17 protein-coding genes are annotated in these 21,013 nt (G+C 66.3%); 8 read left to right on the plus strand and 9 right to left on the minus strand.

Annotated features, from left to right (window positions below; translation table 11 throughout):
• Positions 1-138: 138 nt before the first annotated feature.
• Positions 139-1,248, plus strand: a complete 1,110-nt coding sequence (locus EPD82_RS07870; RefSeq protein WP_072247984.1) for a porin — start codon at positions 139-141, stop codon at positions 1,246-1,248.
• Positions 1,249-1,263: 15 nt separating this feature from the next.
• On the opposite strand, the gene fur is transcribed toward EPD82_RS07870, so the two are convergent.
• Entirely contained in the window at positions 1,264-1,698 is a 435-nt protein-coding gene (fur, locus tag EPD82_RS07875; protein WP_141056340.1) for a ferric iron uptake transcriptional regulator, read from the minus strand.
• Between the two features lie 94 nt (positions 1,699-1,792).
• Here fur and EPD82_RS07880 point away from each other — a divergent pair, with 94 nt between their 5' ends.
• The 5 genes from EPD82_RS07880 to greA all read left to right on the plus strand — a co-directional run bounded on the left by EPD82_RS07880 (position 1,793) and on the right by greA (position 8,161).
• Positions 1,793-2,296, plus strand: a complete 504-nt coding sequence (locus EPD82_RS07880; RefSeq protein WP_082438447.1) for an outer membrane protein assembly factor BamE — start codon at positions 1,793-1,795, stop codon at positions 2,294-2,296.
• A complete protein-coding gene (gene dapB, locus EPD82_RS07885; protein ID WP_141056341.1) occupies positions 2,293-3,099 on the plus strand; it encodes a 4-hydroxy-tetrahydrodipicolinate reductase in 807 nt (268 codons plus the stop codon). The genes EPD82_RS07880 and dapB overlap by 4 nt, the downstream gene beginning before the upstream one ends.
• A 133-nt stretch (positions 3,100-3,232) precedes the next feature.
• Positions 3,233-4,384: a glutamine-hydrolyzing carbamoyl-phosphate synthase small subunit gene (gene carA / locus EPD82_RS07890; RefSeq protein WP_240803315.1), complete on the plus strand. Its 1,152-nt coding sequence runs from the start codon at positions 3,233-3,235 to the stop codon at positions 4,382-4,384.
• Positions 4,385-4,457: 73 nt separating this feature from the next.
• Positions 4,458-7,691, plus strand: coding sequence for a carbamoyl-phosphate synthase large subunit (gene carB, locus EPD82_RS07895; protein ID WP_141056343.1), 3,234 nt, complete (start codon positions 4,458-4,460; stop codon positions 7,689-7,691).
• A complete protein-coding gene (greA, locus tag EPD82_RS07900; protein WP_028875069.1) occupies positions 7,688-8,161 on the plus strand; it encodes a transcription elongation factor GreA in 474 nt (157 codons plus the stop codon). The genes carB and greA overlap by 4 nt, the downstream gene beginning before the upstream one ends.
• Here greA and yhbY read toward each other — a convergent pair.
• Positions 8,158-8,598 (minus strand): ribosome assembly RNA-binding protein YhbY, encoded by a 441-nt coding sequence (yhbY, locus tag EPD82_RS07905; RefSeq protein ID WP_141056344.1) that lies wholly within the window; start codon positions 8,596-8,598, stop codon positions 8,158-8,160. The genes greA and yhbY overlap by 4 nt on opposite strands.
• Before the next feature lie 45 nt (positions 8,599-8,643).
• Between yhbY and EPD82_RS07910 the strand changes: the two genes are divergently transcribed.
• Positions 8,644-9,267 carry an RlmE family RNA methyltransferase gene (locus EPD82_RS07910; protein ID WP_141056345.1) on the plus strand — a complete coding sequence of 208 codons (624 nt, stop codon included), beginning with the start codon at positions 8,644-8,646 and terminating at the stop codon, positions 9,265-9,267.
• Between the two features lie 111 nt (positions 9,268-9,378).
• Here the strand turns inward: EPD82_RS07910 and aceA are convergent, their stop codons facing one another.
• The 6 genes from aceA to EPD82_RS07940 form a co-directional block, all read right to left on the minus strand.
• On the minus strand, positions 9,379-10,674 hold the full coding sequence (aceA, locus tag EPD82_RS07915) for an isocitrate lyase (RefSeq protein ID WP_206202240.1): 1,296 nt from the start codon (positions 10,672-10,674) through the stop codon (positions 9,379-9,381).
• Between the two features lie 146 nt (positions 10,675-10,820).
• Positions 10,821-11,300, minus strand: coding sequence for a ribonuclease E activity regulator RraA (gene rraA, locus EPD82_RS07920; RefSeq protein ID WP_055424153.1), 480 nt, complete (start codon positions 11,298-11,300; stop codon positions 10,821-10,823).
• A gap of 76 nt (positions 11,301-11,376) precedes the next feature.
• Complete coding sequence (gene clpA, locus EPD82_RS07925; protein ID WP_141056346.1) at positions 11,377-13,659, minus strand: ATP-dependent Clp protease ATP-binding subunit ClpA; 2,283 nt, start codon at positions 13,657-13,659, stop codon at positions 11,377-11,379.
• A 1-nt stretch (position 13,660) separates the two neighbouring features.
• Entirely contained in the window at positions 13,661-13,969 is a 309-nt protein-coding gene (gene clpS, locus EPD82_RS07930) for an ATP-dependent Clp protease adapter ClpS (RefSeq protein ID WP_141056347.1), read from the minus strand.
• Positions 13,970-14,037: 68 nt separating this feature from the next.
• Positions 14,038-14,274: a hypothetical protein gene (locus EPD82_RS07935; protein ID WP_141056348.1), complete on the minus strand. Its 237-nt coding sequence runs from the start codon at positions 14,272-14,274 to the stop codon at positions 14,038-14,040.
• A 43-nt stretch (positions 14,275-14,317) separates the two neighbouring features.
• Positions 14,318-15,526: an amino acid aminotransferase gene (locus EPD82_RS07940; RefSeq protein ID WP_141056349.1), complete on the minus strand. Its 1,209-nt coding sequence runs from the start codon at positions 15,524-15,526 to the stop codon at positions 14,318-14,320.
• A 100-nt stretch (positions 15,527-15,626) separates the two neighbouring features.
• Between EPD82_RS07940 and uvrB the strand changes: the two genes are divergently transcribed.
• Positions 15,627-17,714, plus strand: a complete 2,088-nt coding sequence (gene uvrB, locus EPD82_RS07945; protein ID WP_055424158.1) for an excinuclease ABC subunit UvrB — start codon at positions 15,627-15,629, stop codon at positions 17,712-17,714.
• 100 nt (positions 17,715-17,814) lie between these two features.
• Here uvrB and EPD82_RS07950 read toward each other — a convergent pair whose 3' ends face one another.
• Positions 17,815-20,853 (minus strand): Rne/Rng family ribonuclease, encoded by a 3,039-nt coding sequence (locus EPD82_RS07950; protein ID WP_141056350.1) that lies wholly within the window; start codon positions 20,851-20,853, stop codon positions 17,815-17,817.
• Positions 20,854-21,013: the final 160 nt, after the last annotated feature.

Below are 21,013 nucleotides of genomic sequence, written 5' to 3' on the forward strand. Positions count from 1 at the left end.
AACACGAGGCGCTCGCCGGGCCTTTTTTACGCATGAAACGATTCGGATCGAAGAAATTTGTGTAAAATCGCCGACGTTTGCAGAAATTAAGAGATTTTCATGCAAAAAACAGGTGCTTTTGCTTTCGCATCGCTCTGGATGATGATGTGGGTTGCGCCGAGCGTCGCTGCGGCGGGAATCGAGCTCTACGGCGTGGCCGATGCCTTTGTGAAATTCGGCGAGTGGCGCGGAGACCAGACCGTTGGCGTCGACGACAGCTGGTTTTCCGGCGACCGCATTGGCTTGCGGGGCAAAGAATCGCTTGGTGATGGGCTCGTCGCCACGTTCGTGCTCGAACAGGGCTACGCGCTGGATACGGGCAAGTCGGAGGTGATGAGCCGCGAGGACTCCCTGAAAAACGAGGGCAGTGAAGTGCTCACGCGTCAGGCGTGGGTCGGGCTGGAAGGGGCGTTCGGGCGGGTGGCGCTGGGGCGGCAGTACGCGCCGGGCTATTTCACCTACGCCTACGACGCTTTGCTATCCGCCGTGCCCAGTCCGCAGAGTTGGCTTTCTTTACTGGGACGATTGTCGATCACGCCCAACTCGCCGGCGCGCTGGAACAACGCGGTGACGTGGGAGGGCGGTTTCCGCTCACTGACTTTTTCCGCCATCCATTCGGCCGGTAACCGCGAGACGGCACGTGCCGATGGTCCGGGGGAGGGCGACGACGACAAGGACGGTGTGGCCCTACGCTACGACGGCGGGGCCTTCAAGGCCGGTGCCATTGCCCATGTGGTCCGTTTCGACGGCGAGCATCTCGTCGGCGGGCGAGTGGCCGATGAAACCCAGAAAGAGGGGTTCTTCGGCGCATCCTACGACTTCGGAGTGCTGCGCTTGGCCGGCTCCTGGCAACGAGGGGTCGATGTCCAGGGAGTGGGTGGTTTCGATGTTTCGATCTGGCAGTTTGGGGTACTCGTGCCGTTTGGGCCAAACAATCTGCACTTCGCTTATGGCAAATCCCGTTTCGAGGGGGTGGGCGGGGGAGAGGGAGGGCGATTCTCGCCTTCGTCATGGACCGTCGCCTGGACGCGGGCGCTGTCGAAGCGAACCACCGCGTATGCCGGTTATACGGCGATCGACCATGACGGCCTGGACTGGGGCCAAATGCAATGGCTGGGTCAGACCGACGCGGCCCGCAACGGCCATGCGGCACAGGAGACGGTCGGTGATACGGGGTTCTTCTTCGTCGGGATGCGGCACGTTTTCTGAACGGTTTGCGCGGCGCTATTCGTCCTTCTGGCGGTTCGGGCAATTCTTGCGCCGGCAGTGGGCATAGAGGTACATCGCGTGATCGGCAACCTCGAAGCCGCGTTCCTGGGCGATTTCTCGCTGCCGCGCCTCGATCGTCGCGTCGAAGAACTCTTCGATGTGGCCGCAGTCGAGGCACACCAGATGGTCGTGGTGCTCGCCGGCGGCCAGCTCGAAGATCGCCTTGCCCGACTCGAAGTGGTGCCGCTCCAGCACGCCGGCCTGCTCGAACTGGGTGAGCACCCGATAGACGGTGGCGAGCCCGATTTCCACGCCGGCGGCGTCGAGCAGGCGATAGACGTCCTCGGCGGTGAGGTGGCGGTGTTCACCGCTCTGGAAGAGCTCGAGGATCTTGAGCCGCGGGTAGGTGGCCTTGAGGCCCATGTTGCGTAGATTCTTCGTGTTGTCCATCGGCAGAAGCCCTCATCTTGGTGCGTGCGTTCCGGCGGCACGACATGCGCTATGATATAGTTTTTCGCCGTTCGGCAGAACCTTAGTGAGACTCATGTCGCCTCGTATTCTCTTGCCGACCGTCGCGTTGGCGCTGCTCTCGAGCGCGTGCTCGATGGACCGACTGGCGGGCCTGGCTTCGCCCTACCGTGCCGACGTGCGCCAGGGTAATTTCCAGGATCCGGAAGCCGTCTCTCGTTTGGAGAAGGGGATGACGCGCGACCAGGTCCGTTTCCTTCTGGGAACGCCGCTGCTCGTCGATCCATTCCGCAACGATCGCTGGGACTACGTCTACTACGTGAAAAAGGGCGACGGCACGATCCAGCAGCGGCGGCTCACCGTGTTTTTCGAGAACGACGTGCTCGTGCGCGTGGCTGGCGACGTGATGCCGACCGAGGGGGATGCGCCGGTGACGAGTTCCGCACCGCGCGTGGTCGAGGTTCCCGGCAAGCCGCCAAAAGAGGAGAAGAAGAAAAAAGAGGAGCCTGAGCCGGCAAGTGGTGAAGCGGGGGGCGGCGCCGAAACCAAAGGGCAGACGAAAGAGGAGAATGCACCATGAAACCGGTTCGGGTTGCAATCGCCGGCGCGGGCGGCCGGATGGGGCGGATGCTGGTCGAGGCAGCGCTCGAGGATCCGGGCATCGAGCTTGCGGCGGCCTTCGTGCGCCCCGGCAGCGAATGGATCGGCCGCGACGCGGGGGATCCAATTGGACGGAGCACCGGTGTGCTCATCGGCGAAGATCCCGAGACAGCAGTTGCCGCGGCGGATTGCGTCATCGACTTCACGCGACCGGGGGTCACCGTCGGGCTTGTCCGAGTGGCTCAGCGGCTGGGCAAATCCGTCGTGATCGGCACCACCGGGTTCGACGCCGAGCAGCGGGCCTTGATCGAACAGGCCGCCAAGGAGATTCCCATCGTCCTCGCGCCCAACATGGCCGTCGGGGTCAACGTCGTCTTCCGGCTGCTGGAAGGCGCCGCCGCCTTGCTCGGTGAGGGCTACGACGTAGAGGTGATCGAGGCGCATCACCGCAACAAGGTCGACGCGCCTTCGGGCACCGCCCTCGAGATGGGGCGCATCCTCGCCCGCGTGCTGGGCCTGGACCTCGAACGCGAGGCCGTCTATGGCCGCCAAGGAGAGGTGGGCGTGCGCCCGTCGCGGCAGATCGGCTTTTCCACCATCCGCGGCGGGGATATCGTGGGGGACCACACCGTGCTCTTTGCCGGTACCGGTGAGCGCATCGAGATCACCCACCGTTCGCAGAGCCGCATGCCCTATGCCGTGGGGGCCATGCGTGCGGCGCGTTTCCTGCAGGGGCGCCCGCCCGGTCTCTACGACATGCGCGACGTGCTGGGCTTGCGCTGAAAGGCGCGGCGATTGCCGCCGGCAGGTTTTCGCGGTAAAATATAAATGTAAAGAACGGGATGGCGAAGCGCGCCCATCCCGTTTTTTTCGGCGGGCAGCTTACGCACCGCTGAATCCACTGCAAGGAGCCGTCGTGTCTTTCAATCCCGCGATCCTCGTCCTTGCCGACGGAACGGTGTTCCACGGCGAGGGCATCGGTGCGACCGGTCACACCGTCGGTGAGGTGGTGTTCAACACCTCGATGACGGGCTATCAGGAAATTCTCACCGACCCGAGTTATTCCCGGCAGATCGTCACGCTCACCTATCCGCACGTCGGCAACGTCGGCGTCAACGACGAAGACCTCGAATCCGACCGGGTGATGGCCGCCGGTCTGGTGGTGCGCGACGTGCCGCTTCTGGCGAGCAACTTCCGCATGCGCCGCACTTTGCCCGAGTCTCTGCGCGACGAAGGGGTGGTGGCGATCGCCGGCATCGACACGCGCCGCCTCACCCGCATCCTGCGCGATCGCGGTGCGCAGGCAGGCGCCATCGTCACGGCCCCGGTGGGCAAGACGCCGGACGTGGCCGAGGCGCTCGCCCTGGCGCGCGCCTTCCCCGGCTTGGCCGGCATGGATCTGGCCAAAGAAGTGAGCCGGCGCGACGTCGTCGCCTGGCACGAGGGCGAATGGGAGCTGGGGCGCGGCTACGTGCCGGCCGGCGAAGGGCCGCGGCACGTGGTGGTCTACGATTACGGCGTCAAGCGCAACATCCTGCGCATGATCGCCGCGCGCGGCTGCCGCGTCACGGTGGTGCCGGCGCAGACCCCGTTCGAACAGACGCTCGCGCTCGCGCCCGACGGTATCCTGCTCGCCAACGGGCCGGGCGATCCGGCCGCCTGCGGTTATGCGATCGCCACCGCGCGCGAGGCGATCGCGCGGCGCATTCCCACCTTCGGCATCTGCCTGGGGCACCAGATCCTGGGGCTTGCCTCGGGGGCGAAGACGGTGAAGATGAAGTTCGGCCATCACGGCGCGAACCATCCGGTCAAGGATCTCGACACCGGGCGCGTGTACATCACCAGCCAGAACCACGGCTTTGCCGTGGATGCCGACACGCTGCCGGCCAATTGCCGCGTCACGCACGTCTCGCTCTTCGACGGCAGCCTGCAGGGGATCGAGCGCACCGACGCGCCGGCCTTCGGCTTCCAGGGCCACCCCGAGGCGAGCCCGGGGCCGCACGACGTGGGGTATCTCTTCGACCGTTTCGTCGCGCTGATCGACGCGCACCGCAACCAACGTCCATGAGTTTTTCCGCCGCCGGCCCCGTCCGTCACGAGCGGACGGGGCCGGCGGCTACCTACCGACGACAGGGAACGACATGCCCAAGCGTACCGACCTCCACAGCATCCTCATCATCGGCGCCGGCCCGATCATCATCGGCCAGGCGTGCGAGTTCGACTATTCCGGCGTGCAGGCGTGCAAGGCGCTGCGCGAGGAAGGCTACCGCGTGATCCTGGTCAATTCCAACCCGGCCACGATCATGACCGACCCGGAGACGGCCGACGTCACCTACATCGAGCCGATCACCGCCGCCGTGCTCGAGCGCATCATCGACAAGGAGCGGCCCGATGCGCTGCTGCCCACCATGGGGGGGCAGACGGCCTTGAACTGCGCGCTTGAGCTCGCCCGCAGCGGGGTGCTCGAGCGCTATGGGGTGGAGCTCATCGGCGCGCGCGAGGAGGCGATCGACAAGGCCGAGGACCGGCAGAAATTCAAGGAGGCGATGACGCGCATCGGGCTGGAGTCGGCGCGCTCGGGTATCGCCCATACCTTGGAAGAGGCGATGGCCGTGCAGGCGCGGATCGGCTTTCCGGTCATCATCCGGCCTTCCTTCACCCTTGGGGGCACGGGCGGGGGCATCGCCTACAACATGGAGGAGTTCGTCGAGATCTGCAAGCGCGGGCTGGACGCGAGCCCCATCAGCGAACTGCTCATCGAAGAGTCGCTCATCGGCTGGAAGGAATTCGAGATGGAGGTCGTGCGCGATCGCGCCGACAACTGCATCATCGTCTGCTCCATCGAGAACCTCGACCCGATGGGCGTGCACACCGGCGACTCGATCACCGTGGCGCCGGCGCAGACGCTCACCGACAAGGAATACCAGCGCATGCGCGATGCTTCCCTTGCCGTGCTGCGCGAGATCGGGGTCGACACGGGCGGCTCCAACGTGCAGTTCGCCATCAACCCCGAAGACGGGCGCATGATCGTGATCGAGATGAACCCGCGCGTGTCGCGCTCCTCAGCGCTCGCCTCCAAGGCCACGGGCTTTCCCATCGCCAAGGTGGCGGCCAAGCTCGCCGTGGGCTACACGCTCGACGAGCTCAAGAACGAGATCACCGGCGGGGCGACGCCGGCCTCTTTCGAGCCCACGATCGATTACGTGGTCACCAAGGTGCCGCGTTTCGCCTTCGAGAAATTCCCCCAGGCGGACGACCGGCTCACCACGCAGATGAAGTCCGTGGGCGAAGTGATGGCGATCGGACGCACCTTCCAGGAATCGTTCCAGAAGGCGCTGCGCGGGCTGGAAGTGGGGGTCTATGGGCTCGATGAGCTCGACGCGGATCGCAGCGAACTGGAGCACGAGCTGGCCAACCCCGGCCCACAGCGCATCTGGTACGTGGCCCAGGCCTTCCGCGAGGGCTATGCGCTCGCCGACGTGCATCGCCTGTCGCACATCGATCCGTGGTTCCTCGCCCAGATCGAGGATCTCGTGCGCACGGAGCAGTCGCTCGTGGGCCGCTCGCTCGAGGCGATCGACGCGGCGCAGATGCGCGCGCTCAAGCGCAAGGGATTCTCCGACCGGCGGCTCGCCAAGCTGCTGCAGCGCGACGAGACCGCCGTGCGCCTGCACCGGCATGCCCTGGGGGTGCGTCCGGTCTATAAGCGGATCGATACCTGCGCGGCCGAGTTCGCCACCCAGACGGCCTACCTCTATTCCACCTACGAGGAAGAGTGCGAGGCGGCCCCGAGCAACCGGCGCAAGATCATGATCCTGGGCGGCGGTCCCAACCGTATCGGCCAGGGGATCGAATTCGACTACTGCTGTGTGCATGCGGCGCTCGCACTGCGCGAGGACGGTTTCGAGACCATCATGGTCAACTGCAACCCGGAGACCGTCTCCACCGATTACGACACCTCCGACCGGCTCTATTTCGAACCGATCACGCTGGAAGACATCCTCGAGATCGTCCACGTCGAGCGCCCGGAAGGGGTGATCGTGCAGTTCGGCGGCCAGACGCCGCTCAAGCGCGCCAGGGCGCTGGAGGCGAATGGCGTGCCCATCATCGGCACCGCGCCCGATGCGATCGACGCGGCCGAGGACCGCGAACGCTTCCAGCAGCTGCTCATGCAGCTGGGCCTGCGCCAGCCGCCCAACCGCACCGCGCGCACGCCCGAAGAGGCGTTGCGGCTGGCCGCCGAGATCGGCTATCCGCTGGTGGTACGCCCGAGCTACGTGCTCGGCGGGCGCGCCATGGAGATCGTGCACGAGCAGAAAGACCTCGAGCGCTACATGCGCGAGGCGGTGAAGGTGTCGAACGACTCACCCGTCTTGCTCGACCGGTTCCTCAACGACGCCACCGAGGTCGACGTCGACGCACTCGCCGATGGCAAGGACGTGGTGATCGGCGGCATCATGGAGCACATCGAAATGGCCGGCGTGCATTCGGGCGATTCGGCCTGTTCGCTGCCGCCCTACACGCTCGCGCCGGCCGTGCTCGACGAGATGCGCCGCCAGACGGTGGCCATGGCCCGGGCGCTGGGCGTTGTGGGCCTGATGAACGTGCAGTTCGCCATCCAGGGAGAAGGGGAGAAGGCCGTCGTCTATGTGCTGGAGGTCAATCCGCGCGCCTCCCGCACGGTGCCTTTCGTCTCCAAGGCCTGCGGCGTGCCGCTCGCCAAGGTGGCGGCACGCTGCATGGTGGGACGCCCGCTCGCCGAGCAGGGAGTGACGCGCGAGATCGTGCCGCCCTATTATTCGGTGAAGGAGGCGGTCTTCCCCTTCGTGAAATTCCCCGGGGTCGATCCCATTCTCGGCCCTGAGATGAAGTCGACCGGCGAGGTGATGGGAGTGGGCCAGACCTTCGCCGAAGCCTTTTACAAGGCGCAACTGGCGGCGGGCGTGCGGTTGCCTACCAAGGGGCGCGCTTTCATCAGCGTCAAGCCGAAGGACCGTCCCGCGGCGGTGGAAATCGCCCGCAAGCTGCACGCGCTCGGCTTCGAGCTGGTGGCTACGCGCGGCACGGCCGGCGTGATCGCCCAGGCTGGAATTCCCGTGCGCGTGGTGAATAAGGTGACCGAAGGGCGGCCGCACATCGTCGACATGATCAAGAACGGCGAGATCGATCTCGTCATCAATACGGTCGAAGAGGCGCGCCAGGCGGTGCTCGATTCGCGCTCCATTCGCACGAGCGCGCTCGCGGCCAAGGTCTCGGCGATCTTCACCACCATCGAAGGGGCCGAGGCCGCTTGCCTGGGCATCGAACAGGCAGGACGCTACGACGTGTATTCCTTGCAGTCGCTGCATGCCCGGTTGCGGGAGGAGGCGAGATGAAATACCCCATGACCGTCGAAGGTGCAGAGAAACTGCGCCAGGAATTGCATCGTCTCAAGACCGTGGAGCGGCAGGCGGTGATCGCGGCGATCGCCGAGGCGCGCGCCCACGGCGATCTTTCCGAGAACGCCGAATACGACGCCGCGCGCGAGCGCCAGGCGTTCATCGAGGGGCGCATCCAGGAGCTGGAGGCGAAACTGGCCAATGCCCAGATCATCGACCCGAAGACGCTGGATGCCGACGGGCGGGTCGTGTTCGGCGCCACCGTCGAACTCGAGGATCTGGAAAGCGGCGACAAGGCGTGCTACCAGATCGTCGGCGACGAAGAGGCCGACGTGAAGGCAGGGAAGATCTCGGTGAGCTCGCCGATCGCCCGCGCCCTCATCGGCAAGTACGCCGGCGACGTGGTTCAGGTGCAGACGCCGGGGGGTATGCGCGAGTTCGAGATCCTGGACGTGCGCTACGTCTAAGGCTTGCGGCTCCGCCCCTTGGCGGGGCGGCGTTGGCGTGCCGCCTTGGCTGCGGTGCGCGCTTCGATGAGCGCGCGCAGCCGGGCTGCCCGGGCGAAGGACTTGGCCGATTTTGCATGCGCTGCCGGGGCGGTGGGCTTTTCCGCCGCTGCGCGCGGGGTGGCCTCGGGTTTGGGGCGCCACAGCACCAGCAGGTTGCCGATGTGCTGTACCGGCGCGCAGTCGAGCCGCTCGCAGATCTCGGCCATGAGTGCTTCGCGCACCTCGCGCTCGGAGCCGGCCACCCGTACTTTGATGAGCTCGTGCGCCGTCAGCGCCCGGTCGATCTCCGCAAGTACCGCCTCGGTGAGACCCTTGCTCGCGATGATGACGACAGGATTGAGGTGATGGGCCTTGGCGCGCAGCGCCCGGCGGGTGTGACTGTCGATCTGGCGCATGGAATGGGGTTTCGCAGCCTAAAACGGAATTTTAACGCAAGGACGATGGGAAAGAACAAAAGCCACCGGGACTGGATCCACCGGCATCTGAACGATCCTTACGTGCAGGAGGCCACCCGCGCCGGCTACCGCTCGCGGGCGGCGTTCAAACTACTCGAGATCGACGACAAGGATCGGCTGCTGCGCCGCGGACAGTGCGTGCTCGACCTGGGTTCGGCGCCGGGGGCGTGGTCGCAGGTGGCGCGCGAGCGCGTGGGAGAGACGGGGCGGGTCTTCGCCCTCGATCTGCTGCCCATGGTGCCGATTCCCGGCGTGGATTTCCTGCAAGGGGATTTCACCGAGGAGGCGACGGAACGGGCGCTGGAGGCGCTGCTCGCCGGCGCAGTGCTCGACGTGGTGCTGAGCGACATGGCACCCAACCTCTCGGGTATTGCCTCGGTCGATCAGGCGCGTGCAATGCATCTGGCGGAACTCGCGCTCGATTTCGCCGTGCGCCACCTGCGCCCTGAAGGGGTCTTTCTCATCAAGGTGTTCCAGGGAGAAGGGTTCGACGACTTCCGCCGGGCGTTGGGCGCGGCGTTTCGCAGCGTGGCGGTGCGCAAGCCCAAGGCTTCGCGCGATCGCAGTGCGGAGGTGTATCTGCTCGGACGGGGACTGCGCGGCGCTTGAACGCTTGAGTGCGAAGGGCAGCGTGTCAAAGAAAAAAGGCCGGTTTCCCGGCCTCAACTTTGTCTGCGCGCGGCCGTCTGGTGCGGCCGCGGACTCCCCCTTCTCTCGTGATCAGTGGAACTGCTCTTCTTCGGTCGAACCGGTGAGCGCGGTGACGCTGGATTGTCCCCCCTGGATCACCGTGGTCACGTCGTCGAAATAGCCCGTGCCGACTTCGGCCTGGTGCGCCACGAAGGTGTAACCGCGTTCGCGGGCGGCGAATTCGGGTTCCTGCACTTTCTCGACGTAGGCCGACATGCCGCGGCGCACGTAGTCATAGGCCAGGTCGAACATGTTGTACCACATGGAGTGGATGCCGGCGAGCGTGATGAACTGGTACTTGTAGCCCATGGCCCCGAGTTCGCGCTGGAACTTGGCGATGGTGGCGTCGTCCAGGTTCTTCTTCCAGTTGAAGGAGGGCGAGCAGTTGTAGGCGAGCAGCTTGCCGGGGAATTTGGCATGCACCCCTTCGGCGAATTTACGGGCGAATTCGAGATCCGGCGTACCCGTTTCGCACCAGACGAGATCGGCATAGGGCGCGTAGGCGATCGCACGGGCGATGGCCTGCTCCAGACCGTTGCGGGTGCGATAAAACCCTTCGGCGGTGCGCTCACCGGTGAGGAACGGTTTGTCGTATTCGTCGTGATCCGACGTGAGCAGGTCGGCCGCTTCGGCGTCGGTGCGGGCGATGACCAGCGTGGGCACGCCGCAGACGTCGGCGGCAAGCCGTGCGGCGACGAGTTTCTGCACGGCTTCGGAGGTCGGCACCAGCACCTTGCCGCCCATGTGGCCGCATTTCTTCACGGAGGCGAGCTGGTCTTCGAAGTGCACGCCCGAGGCGCCGGCGCGGATCATGGCCTTCATGAGCTCGAAGGCGTTGAGCACGCCGCCGAAACCGGCCTCGGCGTCGGCGACGATGGGCGCGAAGTAGTCGATCCAGCCTTTGTCCCCGGGGTTGAGTCCCTTGCTCCACTGGATCTCATCGGCGCGTTTGAAAGCGTTGTTGATGCGCTCGACCACCACCGGCACGGAATTGACCGGGTAGAGCGACTGGTCGGGGAACATGGCGCGGTATTCGTTGTTGTCCGCGGCCACTTGCCAGCCGGAGAGGTAGATGGCCTTGACGCCGGCTTTCACCTGCTGCATCGCCTGACCGCCGGTGAGCGCGCCGAGGCAGTTGATGTAGGGCTCTTCGTGCAGCAGCTTCCACAGTTTCTCGGCGCCGCGGCGGGCGAGGGTGTATTCAGGGGTGACCGAGCCGCGCAGCCGCACCACGTCTTCGGCGGTGTAGGGGCGCGTGATGCCTTTCCAACGGGGGTTCTCGGCCCAGTCTTTTTTCAGAGCGGCGATCTGCTGTTGACGATCCATGACGGTTCCTTCCATGAGAGAGGGGAAAAAGCCCATGAGCAAAGCTCATGGGCTGCATGGTACGTCAGCTCGAGCGCGACGTCAACAGTCTTATATAAGACATAAGATAAGGCAAGCGTGCCGCGGCATCACGCCGCCTTTATGGTTCATACGAGGGGCGCGTCGGACACGATCACGCCGTCTTCGTCGGCGTAGGCGAACATCCCTGGCGCGAACGTGACGCCGCCGAAACTCACCGGCACGTCGCGTTGCCCTTCGCCGCGCTTGACGGTTTTCATGGGATGGGTGGCAAGCGCCCAGACACCCAGCGGAAGCCGGCCGATGGCGGCCGAATCGCGGATGCAGCCATAGACGACGACTCCGGCCCAGCCGTTCTTCACCGCGAGTTCGGCGAGGTTGTCGCCCAGGAGCGCCCGGCGCAGCGACCCTCCGCCGTCGATCACCAGCATCGCGCCCTGGCCGGGTTCGGCGAGCATCTCGCGCACCAGCGCGTTGTCTTCGAAAATCTTCAGGGTGCGCACGGGCCCGCCCGCGGCGCGGGCGCCGCCATAGGAGCGCAGCATGGGGGCGAGCACGCGCACGCGGTCTTCGTGCGCGTCGCACAGGTCGGCGGTATGGAAGTCCATAAAAAAATCTCCGGTCGGTGGAAGACGACCGGAGATTCTAGCAGCAGCTCGGACGCGGGATGGCGTCCGCCCGGGTTCAGGATTCGAGCACGGCCTCTTCGTCGAAGAGGAGTTTCACCTTGCCTTCGGCATCGACGTCGATGGTCACGTGCCCGCCGTTGACCAGCCGCCCGAAGAGGAGCTCGTCGGCGAGCGCGGCGCGGATCGTGTCCTGGATGAGCCGGGCCATGGGACGCGCGCCCATGAGCGGGTCGAACCCCTTGGCGGCGAGCCAGGCCTTGAGCTCGTCGGTGAAGTGCACCTCGACCTTGCGCTCGTGCAGCTGGGCTTCGAGCTGCATGAGGAACTTCTCGACCACGCGCTGGATGATTTCGTTGTCGAGCGGCTTGAAGGAGATGATCGCGTCGAGCCGGTTGCGGAACTCCGGCGAGAAGATCCGCTTGAGCTCGCCCATCTCATCGCCGGCCTCACGCTTGGAGGCGAAGCCGATGGTGCTCTTTTGCATCGTCTCGGCACCGGCGTTCGTCGTCATGATGATGATGACGTTGCGGAAGTCGGTCGAGCGGCCGTTGGCGTCGGTGAGCGTGCCGTGGTCCATCACCTGCAGCAGGATGTTGAACACGTCCGGGTGCGCTTTCTCGATCTCGTCGAGCAGCAGCACGCAGTGCGGTTTCTTCATCACCGCTTCGGTGAGCAGCCCACCCTGTTCGAAACCGACGTAACCGGGGGGTGCGCCGATCAGGCGGCTGACGGTATGCCGCTCCATGTACTCCGACATGTCGAAGCGGATGAGGTCGATCCCCAGCGTGTAGGCGAGCTGGCGCGCGACCTCGGTCTTGCCCACGCCGGTGGGACCGGAGAAGAGGAAGGCACCGATGGGTTTTTGCGGATTGCCCAGGCCCGAGCGCGACATCTTGATGGCGCGCGCGAGCGCTTCGATCGCCGCGTCCTGTCCGAAGACGACGCTCTTCAGGTCGCGCTCGAGGCTGGCGAGTTTCTCGCGGTCGTCGGCGGCGATGGTGCGCGGCGGGATGCGGGCGATCTTGGCGACGATCGCCTCGATCTCGCCTTTGCCGATCACTTTCTTCTGCTTGTTCTTGGGCAGGATCTTTTGCGCCGCGCCGGCTTCGTCGATGACGTCGATCGCCTTGTCCGGCAGCTGACGGTCGGTGATGAAACGCGCCGCGAGCTCGGCGGCGGCGTGCAGCGCCGCGGTCGAGTATTTCACGTTGTGGTGCGCTTCGAAGCGGCTGCGCAGCCCCTTGAGGATGGCGATGGTGTCTTCCACGCTCGGCTCGGGCACGTCGATCTTCTGGAAGCGCCGCGACAGGGCGTGATCCTTCTCGAAGATCTGGCGGTATTCGGCGTAGGTGGTGGCGCCGATGCACTTGAGCTGGCCGCTGGAGAGCGCCGGCTTGAGCAGGTTGGAGGCATCCAGCGTGCCGCCCGAGGCCGCCCCCGCACCGATGAGGGTGTGGATCTCGTCGATGAAGAGGATGGCGTTGGGCCGCTCCTTGAGCTGCTTCAGCACGGCCTTGAGGCGCTGTTCGAAGTCGCCGCGGTACTTGGTGCCGGCAAGGAGCGCTCCCATGTCGAGCGCGTAGACTTGGGCGTTGGCGAGGATCTCGGGTACCTTGCCTTCGACGATCATGCGCGCGAGTCCTTCGGCGATGGCCGTCTTGCCCACGCCGGCCTCGCCCACCAGCAGCGGATTGTTCTTGCGCCGGCGGCAGAGCGTTTGGATGACGCGCTCGAGCTCGGTCTCGCGGCCGATGAGCGGGTCGATCTTGCCTTCGCGGGCGAGCTGGTTGAGATTGACGGTGAAATTCTCCAGCGCACCGCCGTTGCCCTGCGGCGTTGTTTCTTCTTCCTCACTCGCCTCGTGCTTGGCCTTGCTCGCTGCGGATTCGCCTGGCGCGGCGTTGCGCGACTTGACGATGCCGTGAGAGAGGTAATTGACGAGGTCGAGCCGGGTGATCTTCTGCCGCTGCAGCAGATAGAGCGCGTGCGAATCCTTCTCGCCGAAAATCGCCACCAGCACGTTGGCGCCGACTACTTCGGATTTGCCCGAGGATTGCACGTGCAGGATGGCGCGCTGGATGACGCGCTGGAAACCCAGCGTGGGCTGGGTGTCGACTTCACCGTTGCCCGGCACCCGCGGTACGTGCGTGTCGATGAACTGCGACAGTTCTCGGCGCAGTTCGTCGAAATTGGCCCCCACGGCGCGCAGCGCGTCGGCCGCCGACGGGTTGTCGAGCAGTGCGAGCAGCAGGTGTTCGACGGTGACGTACTCGTGCCGCTTCTGCCGCGCGTCGACGAACGCCATGTGTAATGTGACTTCCAGCTCTTGGGCGATCATTTCAAACTTCCTCCATGACGCAGGCGAGGGGGTGTCCGTGTTGCCGGGCAAAGGCCGTGACTTGTTCGACCTTGGTGGCGGCGATGTCTTTCGGATAGACGCCGCACACTGCCATCCCCTCATGATGGACTTTGAGCATGATTTGCGTCGCGCGTTCGCGGCCCATGTGAAAAAAATGCTCCAGCACGATCACGACGAAGTCCATGGGGGTGTAGTCGTCGTTGAGCAACAGCACCTTATAGAACGGCGGGGGGGAAACCCGCGCCTCTTCCTCCTCGAGGATCGGGGTGGTGGTATACCGTGTCGTCATGGTTTCATTCTAATGCGTCCGCGCCCAAACGCAACCCCAGCGCCGACGATGGGATCGATTCGTCGCGCTCAATCGTCGCGTTCGGAAAAGTCGCTCTCGATGCGGTCGATCAGGGCGTGGAAGACCTCGCGCACCTGGCGTTCGCTCACGCCCATGAGGAGCGCGTCGTCGAGGGCATCCTTGAGCACCTGGGCGAGCTCTTCGAGGTTCTCGCGCAAGACTTTGCGCTTTTCCGTGCAGCCGATCGCCTCGCCCGAGGGGGTGCGCCAGACGAGGTGTTCGAGGAATGCGTCGAGGTCGTTCATGGGAGGAGAGAGTGCCGCCCCGAGCGGGGCGGCGGAAAGGGACTCAGCCGCGCAGGACGGCGGCGATCGCTTCGGCGACGTAGTCGAGGTTGCGCGCATTGAGCGCGGCGATGCAGATGCGCCCGGAGCGCACGGCGTAGATGCCGTATTCGCTCTTGAGCCGTTCGACCTGCTCGGGGGTGAGCCCGGTGTAGGAGAACATGCCGCGCTGTTCGGTGACGAAGGAGAAGTCCTTGCCCGGCACGGCGGCTTCCAGCCGCTGCCGCAGCCCCTCGCGCATGGCGCGGATGCGCCGGCGCATGCCGCCGAGCTCTTCTTCCCATTGCGCGCGCAGCTCGCCGGAGGCGAGCACGTCGGCCACGAGCGCCGCGCCGTGCGTGGGGGGGTTGGAGTAGTTGGTGCGGATGACGCGCTTGAGCTGCGACAGCACCCGCTCGGCCTCGTCGCGCGAGCCGGTGACGAGGGACAGCGCCCCGACGCGCTCCCCGTAGAGAGAGAAATTCTTCGAAAACGAGCTGGAGACGAAGAAGGGGATACCGGCTGCGAGGAAATGGCGCACCGCGGTGGCGTCGGCGTCGATCCCTTCGGCGAACCCCTGGTAGGCCATGTCGAGGAAGGGGACGAGTTCGCCCGCCACGCAGGTCTGGGCGACTTCCTGCCACTGCGCTTCGGTGAGGTCGGCCCCGGTGGGGTTGTGGCAGCAGGCGTGCAGCACGACGATGCTGCGCGGGGCCATGGCCGCGAGCGCCGCCTTCATGCCGGCGAAATCGACGCCGCCGGTGGCGGGGTCGTAGTAGCGGTAGGTGCGCACGGGAAAGCCCGCCGCCTCGAAGATGCCGCGGTGGTTTTCCCAGCTGGGGTCGGAGATGTAGACGGTGGCTTCGGGCACGATGCGCCGCAGCAGATCGCCGCCGATGCGCAGCGCCCCGGTGCCGCCCAGCCCTTGGGCGGTGACGACGCGCCCTTCGGCGAGCAGCGGGGAATCGGCACCGAAGAGCAGGCGCTGGACGGCGCCGGTGTAGGCCGCCGGGCCTTCGATGGGCTGGTAGCCGCGCGGCTTGGCCTGACGCACGCGCGCTTCCTCGGCGGTCTTCACCGAGGCGAGCAGCGGGATGCGCCCTTCTTCGTCGTAATACACGCCCACGCCGAGGTTCACTTTCTGCGGGCGTGGGTCGGCGGCGAAGGCTTCGTTGAGTCCGAGGATGGGGTCGCGCGGCGCGAGTTCGACCGCGGCGAAGAGGCTGCGAGACATGGATCGGGGCTCCTGGGGCTGGACCATCGGGCTGTGCCTTGCGGGAACCCGCTTCGGGGTAAGATGTCGCAAGGCTACCGCAGAAAAATGGAATTGTAGCATGGCCGAACTTCCTTCCTCCAGCGGGCGCTTCGTGCGTTTTCCCGGCAGTCCGTTCGAGCTTTTCCAGCCTTATCCGCCGGCCGGGGACCAGCCGCAGGCGATCGAGGCGCTGGTCGCGGGCATCCGCGACGGGCTGATGTACCAGACGCTGCTGGGGGTGACCGGTTCGGGCAAGACCTACACCATGGCCAATGTCATCGCCCGCTGCGGGCGCCCGGCCCTGGTGATGGCGCCGAACAAGACGCTCGCCGCGCAGCTCTACGCCGAGTTCCGCGAGTTCTTCCCCAAGAACGCCGTCGAGTACTTCGTCTCGTATTACGACTATTACCAGCCCGAAGCCTACGTGCCGAGCCGCGATCTCTACATCGAGAAGGATTCGAGCGTCAATGCGCACATCGAGCAGATGCGCCTGTCGGCCACCAAGAGCCTGATGGAGCGGCGCGACGTGGTGATCGTGGCCACCGTTTCGTGCATCTACGGCATCGGCGATCCGGTCGATTACCACTCGATGGTCTTGCACCTGCGCGAGGGCGAGCACATGGGGCAGCGCGCCATCATCGAGCGTCTGGTGCAGATGCAGTACGAACGCGCCGACGCGGATTTTCGCCGCGGAACCTTCCGCGTGCGCGGCGAGGTGATCGACGTCTTCCCGGCCGAGAGCGCGGAGTACGCGCTGCGCATCGAGCTCTTCGACGACGAGATCGAGCACCTCACGCTCTTCGATCCGCTCACCGGGCATCTGGTGCATAAGCTCGTGCGCTTCACCGTCTATCCTTCGAGCCACTACGTGACGCCGCGCGCCACCGTCCTGCGCGCGATCGATTCGATCAAGGAGGAGCTGCGCGAGCGCAAGGCGTGGCTATTGGAGTGCGGCAAGCTGGTGGAGGCGCAGCGTCTGGAGCAGCGCACGCTCTTCGACCTGGAGATGCTCTCGGAGATGGGGTTTTGCAAGGGGATCGAGAATTATTCCCGGCATCTTTCGGGACGCCGTCCGGGCGAGCCTCCGCCCACCCTCATGGACTACCTGCCGGCCGATGCGCTGCTCTTCATCGACGAGTCGCACGTGACGGTGGGGCAGATCGGGGGAATGTTCCGCGGCGACCGTTCGCGCAAGGAGAATCTCGTCGAATACGGGTTTCGCCTGCCCTCGGCGCTCGACAACCGGCCGCTCACGTGGGAGGAGTTTGAGCGTTTGATGCCGCAGACGATCTTCGTCTCGGCTACGCCCGGCGAGTACGAGGCGACGCACCAGCAGCAGCTCGTGGAGCAGGTGGTGCGCCCCACGGGTCTGGTGGACCCGGAGGTGATCGTGCGGCCGGCTTCGACCCAGGTCGATGACCTGCTCGCCGAGGCCAAGCGCCGCGTGGCCGCCGGTGAGCGGGTGCTGGTGACCACCCTCACCAAGCGCATGGCCGAAGATTTGACGGAGTATCTCAACGAGAACGGCGTGCGGGCGCGCTACCTGCATTCGGACATCGACACGGTCGAGCGGGTGGAGATCATCCGCGACCTGCGTCTGGGCGAATTCGACGTGCTGGTGGGGATCAACCTGCTGCGCGAGGGGCTGGACATCCCCGAGGTGTCGCTGGTGGCGATCCTGGACGCGGACAAGGAGGGGTTCCTGCGCTCGGAGCGCTCTCTCATCCAGACGATCGGCCGGGCGGCGCGCAACCTCCACGGCACGGCCATCCTCTATGCGGACAGAATCACCGAGTCGATGCGCCGCGCCATCGACGAGACCGAACGGCGCCGCGCCAAGCAGCTCGCCTACAACGCCGAGCACGGCATCACCCCGCGCGGTGTGACCAAGCGCATCAAGGACATCATCGACGGGGTCTATGACGAAGAGGGCGAGGGGCGTCACGCGGTGCGCCGCGCGCCCGCTTCGGGTGAGGCGCATTGGGAGGAGGCGGTCGACCCGGCCGACGAGAAAGCGGTGGCCAGGGCGATCGCCCGTCTGGAGAAGGAGATGCTGGAGCACGCGCGCAATCTGGAGTTCGAGGCGGCGGCGCAGGTGCGCGACCGGCTCTTTCGCCTGCGCGAACGAGTCTTCGGTGCCGATCCCCACGCATCGCTCGAGGAGTAACGCAGGGCAGGCGAAGAAAGGGACACCTCGAATGACCTACTGCGCGACGGTTCTTCGAGCTGCCCCAAGGTGAGGGGCGCGGCGTTTGCCGCGCCCTTTTTCAGGCGGCGGGAGGCTGCTCGCCGGTGAGCTCCGGCGTCGATGCGGCAGCGGTTTGCTTGGTCTCGACCTGCACCAACGGGCCTTCCTCGACCTTGGGCGGGCGCACCACGGGGCGACCGAGCTGCACGATCACTTCGGTGGGCTTGAGCCCGGCGAGCTTGGCCGGATCGGTTTCCACCCACTGCAGGCCGGCGGCGGCGAGGATCTCGCGCAGGGCTTGCGGCGTCATCTCCGGTGGCGGCGGGGGTGCCACGACCTCCGCCTTCGGCGTGGCGGATCCGGACGGCGTGGAGGGGGTCTCCTCTGGCCGGAGTTCGCTTGCCGGCACGGAGACGGCCGTTTCCTCGCCCGCTGGAACCGCCGGCGACTCTTGGGCGGCGACCGTGCGGCTGGGTGGCGTCTGCTCGACGGGCGCCGCCTCGGTGGCCGGAGCGCTTGGGGACGGCATCGGCGTAGCCAGATCGGTGAGCGGTACGGTGGCGATTTCGACCGCCGTCCCGCCTTCGGGCCGATCGCGCCGTGCTGCCTCGGGTTCGCCCCGCGGCGTGGAGATCTCGGTCTGGCTGGCGGGAGCGGCCGTGGCCGTGGTGGGAAGGGCTTCGGGCTCGGAGGCCGCGCCTGCGCCGTCCCGCCCGACCGTCGGCGCGGGGAGTTGCGGTGGCACGAGGGTGGGCAGGTTTTCCGGCGCGGGGGCGGCGGATGACGCTTCGGGCAGAGGCGCGGCGGCGTCATCGCGCTTTTTCGCGGACCTGCGCGGCGGCTGGGCCTCGACGGCCTGGGCGTCCTCATCGCTCGCAGCGGGTTCGGCCTCGGCCTGCGCCGTTTCTTCGGTTTCGGCGGATTCGATCACCTCTGCCGATTCACCCACGGCCTTGCGGCGTGAGCGCGAGCGGCGGCGGCGTTTGGCAACGGTCTCGGACGTGGTGTCCTCGCCGGCCGCTGGCAAGACCAGTTCCAGCGTTTCTCCGGTTTCCTCCACGGCAGGCGACGGCGTGGGCTCGGCGCTAGGGGCGGAGACGGGCGTCCGGGGCGCTTGCGGTGCGCCGGGCAGGGCTTCGGGAACGGGGCTCGGAAGAGGCGCTTCGACGGGCGTACGCTCGCTGCGGCGTTCCGTCGCTTCTTCACGGCGCCGGCCCGGTTCGCGCGGCGGCCGCTCGCTGCGGCGGGATCCTTCGGCGCTACGGGGCGGGCGCGGTTGACGCCGGCTTTCAGGGCGTCGGGGCGCTTCGGCGGCGGATTCGGCTGCCGCGGGGGCTGGGATGGGCGCTTCGGCCTTGGCTGCTTCGCCCTCGCCTGGGCCCATGAGGCTGCGCAGCCAGGACTTGAGGCGCTGCACCAAGGGAGCCGGGGCTGCCGGTTTGGCCGCAGCGGCTTCGGCGGCAGGCGCGGGGGTCGGCGTGGGGGCCGGTGCGCTCGGCGAAGGGGGCGGCGTTTCGGGGGTGATGCCCTTGACGGCCGCTTCCTGGCGTCGGGCGGGTTTCTCGGTGAGCTCGGTGACACGGCTGGATTCGGGGGCGGGCGGGGTGGCCAGCTCGTAGCTCACCAGGGTGACGTCGTGCGTGTCGAGCTGGTCGTGGCGCAGGCGCACCACCTCGTAGGCCGGAGTTTCCAGGTGGCGGTTGGGGATGACGACGATACGCACCTTGTGCCGCGCTTCGATGCGGGCGACGTCGACGCGCTTCTCGTTGAGGAGATAGGTGGCGACGTCGACCGGAACCTGGGTGTAGACGGCAGCGGTGTTCTCCTTGATCGCCTCTTCCTCGATCAGCCGCAGGATGTGCAGCGCGGCCGATTCGGTGCTGCGGATGTGGCCGGTGCCGGTGCAGCGCGGGCAGGTGATGTAGCTCGTTTCGGCGAGCGCCGGACGCAGCCGCTGGCGCGAGAGTTCCAGCAGACCGAACTTGCTGATCTTGCCCAGCTGTACGCGGGCGCGGTCGTGCTTGATGGAATCCTTGAGGCGGTTCTCGACCTCGCGCTGGTTCTTGGCCGACTCCATGTCGATGAAGTCGATGACGATGAGCCCGCCGAGGTCGCGCAGGCGCAGTTGCCGCGCGATTTCGTCGGCTGCCTCCAGGTTGGTCTTGAAGGCCGTCTCTTCGATGTCGGCTCCTTTCGTGGCGCGACCGGAGTTGACGTCGATGGCGACCAGCGCTTCGGTGTGGTCGATGACGATGGCCCCGCCGCTCGGCAGATTCACCTGGCGCGAATAGGCCGTCTCGATCTGGTGCTCGATCTGGAAGCGGGAGAAGAGGGGGACGTCGTCCTGGTAGCGTTTGACGCGCGGCACGCAGTCGGGCATGACGTGGGCCATGAATTGGCGCGCCTGCTCGTAGATGTCGTCGGTGTCGCAGAGGATCTCGCCGATGTCGGGCTGGAAGTAGTCGCGGATCGCCCGAATCACCAGGGCGCTTTCCTGGTAGATGAGGAAGGGGCCGGATTGCGAGGCGGCGGCGTCTTCGATCGCACGCCACAGCTTGAGGAGGTAGTTGAGGTCCCACTGCAGTTCTTCGCGCGTGCGGCCGATGGCGGCAGTGCGGGCGATCAGGCTCATGCCTTCGGGGACGTCGAGCTCCTCGAGCAGGGCTTTGAGCTCGGCGCGCTCCTCGCCGTCGATGCGCCGCGACACGCCCCCGCCGCGCGGGTTGTTGGGCATGAGTACGAGGTAGCGGCCGGCGAGCGAGATGTAGGTGGTGAGCGCCGCCCCCTTGTTGCCACGCTCGTCTTTTTCCACCTGGACGATGAGCTCTTGCCCGACCGAGAGCGCGTCCTGCACCCGGGTGCGGCCGTTGGCCTCGGTGCTCTTCCAGTAGGTGCGGGCGACTTCCTTGAAGGGAAGAAAGCCGTGGCGATCCTCGCCGTAATCGACGAACACCGCCTCGAGGCTGGGCTCGATGCGGGTGATCACCGCTTTGTAGATGTTGCCTTTGCGCTGTTCGCGGCCGGATCCTTCGATGTCGAAATCGATCAGCTTCTGGCCGTCGACGATGGCGACGCGCAGTTCCTCTGGCTGCGTCGCGTTGAAGAGCATGCGTTTCATCGTGTCGTCACTCCCGCGCTGCGGGCGGACGCGAACGGGCAGCGGCCCGGTGAGGGTCGACGTCAGCGCGCGGAGGCGCCGTTCCGCGGCGGCCGTTGAGGCCGCACGGGGCAAGGGACTGCGCCGTGCAGTGCGGGAGGCGTGGGGCCTGGATTCGGTG

This window comes from Tepidiphilus succinatimandens (assembly GCF_006503695.1).
Lineage (GTDB): Bacteria > Pseudomonadota > Gammaproteobacteria > Burkholderiales > Rhodocyclaceae > Tepidiphilus > Tepidiphilus succinatimandens.

Excerpts from the sequence above, each read along its gene's own strand:
- aceA (WP_206202240.1), bottom strand. The coding sequence starts at position 10,674 with ATGGATCGTCAACAGCAGATCGCCGCTCTGAAAAAAGACTGGGCCGAG.
- carB (WP_141056343.1), top strand. The coding sequence starts at position 4,458 with ATGCCCAAGCGTACCGACCTCCACAGCATCCTCATCATCGGCGCCGGC.
- clpA (WP_141056346.1), bottom strand. The coding sequence starts at position 13,659 with ATGATCGCCCAAGAGCTGGAAGTCACATTACACATGGCGTTCGTCGAC.
- EPD82_RS07880 (WP_082438447.1), top strand. The coding sequence starts at position 1,793 with ATGTCGCCTCGTATTCTCTTGCCGACCGTCGCGTTGGCGCTGCTCTCG.
- yhbY (WP_141056344.1), bottom strand. The coding sequence starts at position 8,598 with ATGCGCCAGATCGACAGTCACACCCGCCGGGCGCTGCGCGCCAAGGCC.
- EPD82_RS07935 (WP_141056348.1), bottom strand. The coding sequence starts at position 14,274 with ATGAACGACCTCGACGCATTCCTCGAACACCTCGTCTGGCGCACCCCC.
- EPD82_RS07940 (WP_141056349.1), bottom strand. The coding sequence starts at position 15,526 with ATGTCTCGCAGCCTCTTCGCCGCGGTCGAACTCGCGCCGCGCGACCCC.
- clpS (WP_141056347.1), bottom strand. The coding sequence starts at position 13,969 with ATGACGACACGGTATACCACCACCCCGATCCTCGAGGAGGAAGAGGCG.
- EPD82_RS07950 (WP_141056350.1), bottom strand. The coding sequence starts at position 20,853 with ATGAAACGCATGCTCTTCAACGCGACGCAGCCAGAGGAACTGCGCGTC.
- greA (WP_028875069.1), top strand. The coding sequence starts at position 7,688 with ATGAAATACCCCATGACCGTCGAAGGTGCAGAGAAACTGCGCCAGGAA.
- fur (WP_141056340.1), bottom strand. The coding sequence starts at position 1,698 with ATGGACAACACGAAGAATCTACGCAACATGGGCCTCAAGGCCACCTAC.
- rraA (WP_055424153.1), bottom strand. The coding sequence starts at position 11,300 with ATGGACTTCCATACCGCCGACCTGTGCGACGCGCACGAAGACCGCGTG.
- uvrB (WP_055424158.1), top strand. The coding sequence starts at position 15,627 with ATGGCCGAACTTCCTTCCTCCAGCGGGCGCTTCGTGCGTTTTCCCGGC.
- dapB (WP_141056341.1), top strand. The coding sequence starts at position 2,293 with ATGAAACCGGTTCGGGTTGCAATCGCCGGCGCGGGCGGCCGGATGGGG.
- EPD82_RS07870 (WP_072247984.1), top strand. The coding sequence starts at position 139 with ATGATGATGTGGGTTGCGCCGAGCGTCGCTGCGGCGGGAATCGAGCTC.
- EPD82_RS07910 (WP_141056345.1), top strand. The coding sequence starts at position 8,644 with ATGGGAAAGAACAAAAGCCACCGGGACTGGATCCACCGGCATCTGAAC.